Genomic DNA, 8,657 nt, shown 5'->3' with positions numbered 1-8,657 from the left:
ACTTCTTCTCCAGTTCCTAATCTTTTATTTAATGTAATTGTGATTGCAGCTGTTAATGTAGTTTTACCGTGGTCAACGTGACCTATTGTTCCAATGTTAACATGTGGTTTACTTCTTTCAAATTTAGCTTTAGCCATCTTTTATTCCTCCCTATTTAAAATAAGTATATCTAACACAGACAGGTAAGTAAACTTATCCGTGTGTATCCATCTATGGAAATTTGTATTTTGGAGCCCATGAGCGGATTCGAACCGCCGATCTCCGCCTTACCAAGGCGACGCTCTAACCTGCTGAGCCACATGGGCATTACCATATTATTTTACTACCAATTAAGCCTCAAGTCAATATTGACTCCATAGAAATAATAAATTTATTCATTTCTACCTTCTAAATATTTCTCCAACTTCCTTTTTACCCTTTGTAAAGCATTGTCTATAGATTTTACATGTCGTTTTAACTCCACTGCCATTTCTTGGTAAGATTTTCCTTCCAAATAAGACATGAGTACAGTCCATTCTAAATCAGATAGTATTTCACCTATTTTTCCTTCTATAAATTTTAATTCTTCTCTAGATATTATAAGTTCTTCTGGATCGGATATTCTAGTAGAAGATATTACATCTAGCAAGGTTCTATCTGACTCTTCATCGTATATAGGCTTATTTAGTGAAACATAAGAATTGAGAGGAATATGTTTTTGCCTAGTAGCTGTCTTTATGGCAGTTATTATTTGCCTTGTTATACAAAGTTCTGCAAAAGCCCTAAAAGAAGATAGTTTGTCTTCCTTAAAATCTCTTATAGCTTTAAACAAGCCAATCATACCCTCTTGAATTATATCTTCCCTATCAGCTCCTATTAAAAAATAAGATCTAGCTTTAGCCCTAACAAAGTTCTTATACTTTTTAATCAAGTATTCTTGAGCCTGCAAATCTCCCCCTCGAGCCGCTTGCACCATTTCTTCATCTACTAATACTAATGAATCTGTTTTTTTGTAAGCGTCCCCCTGTATATTCACCTTATACACAACTCCTCTAATTTTTATTCATATGTTAAAAACCGTATATTAATTATAACTTAATAGGGAAAAGGTAGTCAAGACAGACCTTGACTTCTTCTCCACTTTTCAAGCTTTTCGACAATTTCTGAGTCTATTCTGTCCTCTAGTGTAGATCTTACTTTCTTTGTTTCCTCAGTTTTTATACGAATTTTTTTCTTAACTTGCTCCATTTCTATATTAAGTTCCCTTGCAGATATCCTAGTGGCACCACTACCTAAAACCACCTGTTGTTCCGCCCAATCTGATGTGGCCACCCTAACTTGATTCTTCCTATTTTTAGTTAACTCTTCCACTCTTTTTTCAATGTAAGAATCTGCCGTTTCATACTCTTTAGTAAATACTATGGCTACACCCTTTATGTTAATTTTCTTCATTCTACTTTTTTTCACTAAATGTGCATCAAAGACTATGGTTACTGTTTCCCCTGTATAATGCTTGTACTCAACTATATCTTCAATAAGCTTTTCCCTTGCTTCTTCTAAGTTAGTGGCACCTATCTTCTTAAGCTTAGGCCATGCGTTTATTATATTATACCCATCCACCAACAAGTATTTTCCCAAATTTACCACCCTATTTCGTAAATTCTCTCTGTCTTACAACCTCATACATTAGTACACTAGCAGCCACTGATGCATTTAAAGAAGATACTTGTCCTTTCATTGGTAATTTTACTAGGAAATCACATTTTTCTTTCACTAATCTAGATATGCCCTTCCCTTCACTACCGATGACAAGACCTATACTTCCCTTTAAATTTTGTTTATATGAAACTTCACCTTTCATGTGAGCTCCAGCTATCCAAAGTCCCTTGTCCTTTAAGTAATCTATAGTTGATGATATGTTAGAAACTTTAGATACGGGAACATATTCTATGGCTCCAGCAGAGGTCTTAGCCACTGTGGATGTTAATCCTACAGATCTTCTCTTTGGAATTATAACCCCGTGGGCTCCCACTGCATCTGCAGTCCTAATTATGGATCCTAAATTATGAGGATCTGTGATCTCATCTAATATTATAACAAAGGGTTCTTCCCCTAATTCTTTTGCTTTATCTAGTATAGTATCCACATCCACATAGGTATGGGCTGCCACATAAGCTATAACCCCTTGATGATTATGAGACTCGCATATTTGGTCTAATTTCTTTCTTTCAGCAAATGATATGGGGATTCCCTTTTCTTTGGCCATTCCCATTATTTTCTTCATAGATCCACTTTCTGATCCCTTTGCCACAACAATCTTATCTATTTCCCTATTTGATTTTAACGCTTCTATTACGGGATTTCTTCCTTGGATTTTATCTATATTACTCATATTACACCTCTTTATATGTTTTTAAACTTTTCAATTACAGACTTCATATTTCCACAGGTCATGGTCCCTTCTGGACAAGTTCCCTTTAAACAATTTGGACCTGCATATTTAAATATACTAGGAGCTACTTTCCTTACTTCCCTTAACATCCTTGTTGCCATTTCTCTTATTTCCCATTGGGCTCTTTCACAACATCTATGATGGAAAAAATTCATTAAAGTTCTAGCATTCATAGTAAATACAATCTTAGTTTCACAGGCATTTGGGAATACATATCTACTATCTTCTATGGCCTTTTTCTCTGCCATATTCTTAGCCTTTTTTTTACTAACACCATCTTTTAAAAATCTGTCCATATGTTTTTTTTGCAAGATTTCTACTAACTCATCATATGTCTTTTGATCATCTTCCATGGCTTTTATAAACTTATCTTCAGCCTCTTTTATTCCTTTTATACTTGGTGGAATTATGTAGTCAAATTGGTCTAACTTTACATATCTTTGAGATTGCTGAGAATAAGAAGCAATTCTATGTCTAACTAATTGGTGAGTTAAAACTCTGCTTACACCTTCTGCTGCAAAGGTAAAGTTTATATGTTCAATGGGGGATTCATGACCTAATCCCATTAACAGGCTAATAAATTTTTCAACTTTTTCATCATCTAATCCCTTTTGTATTTCATCTACACCACTAGGAGAATAACATAGTTTAGCTGCCGTTGCTACGACCTTTTCTGGCTCATTGGTATATTGGATTAATTTAACATTCACTTTATTTCATCTCCTTTATGATTGCCTATTAGTCTCTATACTAAATCTTTTAAATGGTATGATCCTAAGAAAATACCCAGTTACTTTAACTCTATATTTACCATCCACATGAGTTTTTATATATTTATCATTTTCCTCATATACAATATAGGATGTTCCCTCTTCACTAACCTTTGATATGGACGTTACCTTATAGGTCACCATGTTCTTTCTTGCAAAGAAGTTATTATATTTAGGGTTGTCTTTAACAGCTAGTTCTACAAATTTCTTTACTTTAAGTTCTTCTCCACTTACCTTTACTTCATCAAGAAATAGGGATTTACCTATAAGTACAATAGTTAGTAAAATGGTAACATATAACATTATTTTTTCTCTTTTATTCACATTCATCCACCTCTTCATGGGCCTATCTTGAACCTAATCAACTCCCTATTCCTCTTCTAATATATCAATGCCCTTTAATATAATTTCTTCTATACGCTCTTTTTTATTTGTCAAATATAAGTAACCAATTAATGCTTCAAAGCCCGTTGCATACTTATAATCTGAAATATTAGCATTTTTAGGAACCGTACTAGATTTATTGTTTCTTCCCCTCTTTATTACTCCCCATTCTTCCTCTGAAAACTCATCCCTAAGGCCGTGGACTATACGAGCCTGAGCAGAAGCTTTTACAAATTTAGTGGATTTTTTATGTATGTTATTCACATACCCACCATATTTATGAAGAACATATTGTCTTATATACACTTCATATACTGCGTCTCCCATATGGGCTAATACTAAAGAATTTAAAAATTTCACTTCATTTTCTTTCTTCTCTTCTAAGTTCAGTGATTGCAAAAAATCATTTCCCATTTATAATACCTCAACTTTTTTATAGTTTGCACTACTCTAAATAATACTATAATTTCCTTAAATATTAAAGACCTCTTCATAAATAGGTTCATGTGTCATCTTGGCTATGCTACAGATACAGTTCCCCTCCAGACTTCTAAAAATCGAACTACATCTGTCTTCCTAGGCAAGTTATAGATTTCGTAACACTAGGGTTTCTTTATACATCAACTTGCCTACAAGGGGAAATATATTGAAAATTTTCGAAATTGTGGAACGTCACAACATCCTATGCATAGTCAACATGAGCCATGAACCCATCTCCTAAGATTCAAACTTTCGATTTTGACAAGGACTTGGGTGGAAAAGATTTTCAATATATTTCTCTGAAGTAGGTTCACATAAAGCAAGTTTATAATGAAGAAATCTATCCCCTATTGATAAATCTATCTTTGTATTATTTTGTTTATATGATTAATTTTTTTATGGTTTTATGTTTATTTCTCGGGAAATATTTTATTTGTTGGGTTTTCTTAGGTTTTTTCTTCTTCTAAAGTATGATTTTAGACAAATTTTCTTATTTTGTTCATCCCTCCATCCTTTCTAATGGAAAAGGATGAATGGATTTGTATATTTATCTATTATCTAAAGATCTATCTGTTCTAATCGTAGGTTCCTTTAAATTCTGTTGTTTTCATTTAGACTATTACTAGTGTTACTTAACTGTATAAAGCTCATGACCTTAATACATTAATTTCAAGTTTAGGTATTATCCTTGAAAAGTTAAGTTTTTAAAGATTAAGTTAAAGTTCACCCTAAACTTAATCCTAAGTTTTACAATATTAATGTTAATTACTTTTTTATAAAATAAGACATTTTATGCAGACAAAATAAATTTTAGTATGACAACAAATTCAGCCCTTCAAATATAAAAAGCCAGTATCCTAAAATGATACTGACCATAATTACCTTATATATTTTTTTGCCAGTCTAATAATTTTTCAAATATGATAGGCTGTATTTCCTTATAAGTGAGATTTTCAGGCAACTCATGGAAAACTGCCACTTCTTTTATCTCCATGTTAGGGAGATCTCCTATTTTTTCTGCCTCTGCATAGAAAACCCTTCCATATCTAGTATTATTATCTATCGTTACAGAGTACTCACATATGGGAATCACATCACATCCTTTAGCTCCCGTCTCTTCATAAAGTTCCCTCTTCGCCGTGTGATTTATGTCCTCTCCATCCTCCCGATGGCCACCTGGTATCTCCCAAGTGGTTCTGTCCTTGTGCTTTACAAATACCCATTTGTCACAAAAGCTAGTTCCTATTATGGCAAATTCCAATTTTTCATCACTTACTTCACCTAGTTTATGATAATTTACTTCTAACATTTCATCCCACCACCTATGATTTCTTATTAATAAAAATAGTTGATTAAACATATCATGTAAAATCAACTATTTCATATCCTATCTATTCTACTATATGCGTTTCTATGTTTTTTCCCTCTGCATATTTTTCAAATAGTTCCTTAGCCTTTTCATTCCACTCTTTTAACCCTTTTGTTCCTCCAAAAGCAAGGATGGTCATTAGGATTTTAGTAGTGTCCTTAGTTATTTTAGTTCTTTCGCTATCACTAGTAGGACTTCCAAAGGCTCCTAGGTCATCACTTACTACAGGCATATTTTCTATATTAAGAACACCCCTACCAATGCCTTCATAGGGTTCATTTTTCTTCCCAACTCTCATAACCACGTTACCTTTTATCTTATCCATGTCAAAGCAACCTATAGGATAATATGAGGTTATGGATAAAAGATTGTTTATGTCTACCACATTATTCACCTTATATAACCCCTTATCCTTAACTACCCTTCTTATTAGGGCCTCTGATGCTATTCTGTATCTAGTAGGATCTTTCTTGCATTTTCTGTATCCATCTCTGGCTTCCTTATTATTTGGAAGAGTTCCTATGTCCTTTACTTCTAATCTGTTTTTTAGTTCCTCACATGCCTTATCTATTTCTTCCCAAAGTTTATCATTGTGCTGTGTTACCTTCACATGTCCATGTATTATTCCTAATGCCATGGTTGGAATATTATTTTTAATTTCATTTGATATGGTTATATTCATCATTAGTATCACCTCATATATATTTTAACTTAACAGGCAAAATTTTCAATATTCATATGTACCATTATTTATAACTATTCTTCAAAGTCTTCTAAGGACTTATATATGATCATGGCCATATCTAAGTAAGTAATATTTTTCTGCGGATTAAATTCTTCTCCTTCAATTAATCCAAGACCTTTACAAAGGGCCGCATACCCCTTATCCTTTTCACATATCTCATTAGCATCCTTAAATGGTAATATATAAATTTCCTGAGCTTTAGCTAATTTTTCATAACCTAAGGCTTTTACCATAAGCTTTGCCATCTCCATGTTGTTTACTTTCTTTTCTTTATTAAATTCTACAGCTTCATTATCTAATATTTTAAAGTATATGGCTCCCTTTAAAATACCATAGTCCTGATCCTCTTTAGATATATTAGTAAACTTTAAGTCTTCATATCTATGGACCCTATAGGACCTATATCCTTTAGCCTTAGTTAACATTTTCACTGCATCTATTAAAGTTATTTCCTTATCTAAATGAATTTTATCCATATGAATTATGTCTTTAACTTCCAGCACCTTCAATTCCTGTCCATGTGGATGTTCCTCATCCACATTAGGCTTTTTATCTATTTTAATTTTCTCTCCATAATAATCTAAAAGTGTTCCCCTATTGGCATCTATGCTTACTCCATATTTATTAATTTTGTTTTCCAATACATACACTAGATTTAGTTTATTATTTTTATCATCCATATCTTTAGAATATATTAATTTGCATTCTAAATTTTCCAGCCATAATTCCTTGGCCTTTTCTTCTCCTATTTTACCCATAGGATTTGGAAACTTTAGGTTATCAGTCCATCTCATATTTAGACTTTCTATTGTTCCATCATTAGAATTTATACTTATGTCTATGGAATTAATGTTAAATTCTATACCATTTTCTTTCCTAGAAAAATTAAAATGATAATTCATTTCTTTTTCATCATCTAACCTTTCATAGTAAGTTTCCTTAGTGTCTATATTCCTTATTTTGTCTGGATAAAACTTTTCTAATGCATCTATGGCCTTATCATAGGCTTCACTCCAATTTAATGAAGGCTTAGAACCTTTAGATTCTCTCCTATCATTATATGTGTAAAATTCTATTACTTCTCCCGTATCTGCATTTATAGTCACTTCTCCTTCTGTCTCATACGTCTTCATATCTTTATCTCTAAATTCCACTTGCCAGTAATTCTTTCCCCTTTGTCTATATCTATCCACATTCTCCATATATTCTATAGAACCTATTTCTATATCTTTTTCATTTAACTCTTTCAAAAGATCTCTAGTTATTTCTTCAGCCTTCCCTTTATTTATTTTTCCCCTTTCCATATTTAGAGATTTTTTGTATATTTCTTCTTTTCTATTAAAAGATATATCTTTACTTTCTAACTTTCTATCTATCTTATATTCCTTAAAGTCCTTTGTTTTAGCATTTAATTCCTGTTTACCATTATAATCAGGTCTATATACTAACTTAATGGCATTATTTTTTCCAGTTTCTTCATTTCTAATTCCTATATACAATTTTTCCATAATAATTTTATCTTCCAACAACCTTCTAGCTTCTTTCTTATCTATTATATTTTCTATTGTTGGTACATCCATATTTCCGTGCCAATTTATTCCATATTCTATTAATTGTCCATCCCTTCCATCTATACCTATGTTTATACAATCAGAAGGAAATTCAACTCCATTTATTTCCCTTATGTATTCAAATCTATAATTAGGAATGTCATATTTACTCATTGATTTATTCTTATCTTCTTTTAATTTAACATTTTCAAATTTCTCTGGTTGAATTTCTTTTAAGAATTCTTCTGCTTTTTTCTCTGCCTCTTTGGCTGACATGGATGGTACTTTCATCCTTTCGTCATAATAGTCCTTAGTACAACTTAATAAATACCCACTATTGGCATCTATTTCAACATTAAATTGAACTCCACCATTTTCCTTACGTTTTCTCCATTTTATTATCCATACTTTACCGTCTTCATTTCTCCAATTTTTTTCTAGCTCTATTCTCGTTTGAAATTTTTCATCATAAATCTCTGTGGCAAAGTAATTCTTTACAATCTCTTTGCCTATGGTAGTTGCCTTATCCTTTGTTATTTTCACATTATTCTCACCTATGGCTCCATTAGCAAAGGCCGGTACACTAATTGAAAATATCATCACAAGAACTAAAACAATCCCCATCATCTTTCTGTGCAAATTCAACATCCCCTTTCCCTTTTATTTCCTACTTCATTGTAATATATTTTCCAAAATAATATAATAGTACCCTAATAATAAAAAAATTTAATAGTTAAGCATATAAAACAGACTCACATGGACCCAATTTCCATGTGGCAAATCTACACATCATGACCACCCGTCGAACGGGTGGTTTGCTTTAGCCCTAGAAGGGCATGTTGCTCGCCGTGTCTTAAGACACATTGAAAGGTCTGCCAACCGCTTTCCTTCTCAGGCTACCCCTAAAGGGGTTATTTTTTCTTGCCTT

General features: G+C 32.4%; 10 protein-coding genes and 1 tRNA gene. All 11 read right to left on the bottom strand.

The features are described from left to right. Positions 1 to 137 (bottom strand): GTP-binding protein (locus N4A57_RS11120; RefSeq protein WP_293658070.1); only part of this gene is annotated, 137 nt, incomplete at its 3' end. 91 nt (positions 138 to 228) lie between these two features. Beyond that, positions 229 to 305: transfer RNA gene (locus N4A57_RS11115), tRNA-Thr, on the bottom strand. Between the two features lie 65 nt (positions 306 to 370). After that, complete coding sequence (gene sigH / locus N4A57_RS11110) at positions 371 to 1,015, bottom strand: RNA polymerase sporulation sigma factor SigH (RefSeq protein WP_293658069.1); 645 nt, start codon at positions 1,013 to 1,015, stop codon at positions 371 to 373. A gap of 77 nt (positions 1,016 to 1,092) precedes the next feature. After that, positions 1,093 to 1,626, bottom strand: a complete 534-nt coding sequence (locus N4A57_RS11105) for an NYN domain-containing protein (protein ID WP_293658068.1) — start codon at positions 1,624 to 1,626, stop codon at positions 1,093 to 1,095. Position 1,627: 1 nt separating this feature from the next. After that, the gene (gene rlmB / locus N4A57_RS11100) at positions 1,628 to 2,371 is read right to left on the bottom strand and encodes a 23S rRNA (guanosine(2251)-2'-O)-methyltransferase RlmB (protein WP_293658067.1); all 744 of its coding nucleotides are present in this window, start codon (positions 2,369 to 2,371) and stop codon (positions 1,628 to 1,630) included. 11 nt (positions 2,372 to 2,382) lie between these two features. Further along, complete coding sequence (gene thyX, locus N4A57_RS11095) at positions 2,383 to 3,141, bottom strand: FAD-dependent thymidylate synthase (RefSeq protein WP_293658066.1); 759 nt, start codon at positions 3,139 to 3,141, stop codon at positions 2,383 to 2,385. Between the two features lie 15 nt (positions 3,142 to 3,156). Next, entirely contained in the window at positions 3,157 to 3,525 is a 369-nt protein-coding gene (locus N4A57_RS11090) for a hypothetical protein (protein WP_293658065.1), read from the bottom strand. A 45-nt stretch (positions 3,526 to 3,570) separates the two neighbouring features. Beyond that, positions 3,571 to 3,999, bottom strand: coding sequence for a Mini-ribonuclease 3 (locus N4A57_RS11085; RefSeq protein WP_293658064.1), 429 nt, complete (start codon positions 3,997 to 3,999; stop codon positions 3,571 to 3,573). Positions 4,000 to 4,948: 949 nt separating this feature from the next. Next, positions 4,949 to 5,425 carry an NUDIX hydrolase gene (locus N4A57_RS11080; RefSeq protein WP_293658063.1) on the bottom strand — a complete coding sequence of 159 codons (477 nt, stop codon included), beginning with the start codon at positions 5,423 to 5,425 and terminating at the stop codon, positions 4,949 to 4,951. Between the two features lie 31 nt (positions 5,426 to 5,456). Then, on the bottom strand, positions 5,457 to 6,119 hold the full coding sequence (locus N4A57_RS11075) for a B3/B4 domain-containing protein (RefSeq protein ID WP_293658062.1): 663 nt from the start codon (positions 6,117 to 6,119) through the stop codon (positions 5,457 to 5,459). Between the two features lie 71 nt (positions 6,120 to 6,190). Continuing rightward, positions 6,191 to 8,356: a YcdB/YcdC domain-containing protein gene (locus N4A57_RS11070; RefSeq protein ID WP_293658061.1), complete on the bottom strand. Its 2,166-nt coding sequence runs from the start codon at positions 8,354 to 8,356 to the stop codon at positions 6,191 to 6,193. Between the last annotated feature and the right edge of the window lie 301 nt (positions 8,357 to 8,657).

Origin of the sequence: Anaeromicrobium sp., assembly GCF_025210435.1 — a bacterium.
Lineage (GTDB): Bacteria > Bacillota > Clostridia > Peptostreptococcales > Thermotaleaceae > Anaeromicrobium.
The sequence above is the reverse complement of the archived record's forward strand: the minus strand, read 5'-3'. Positions and strand labels throughout refer to the sequence as shown.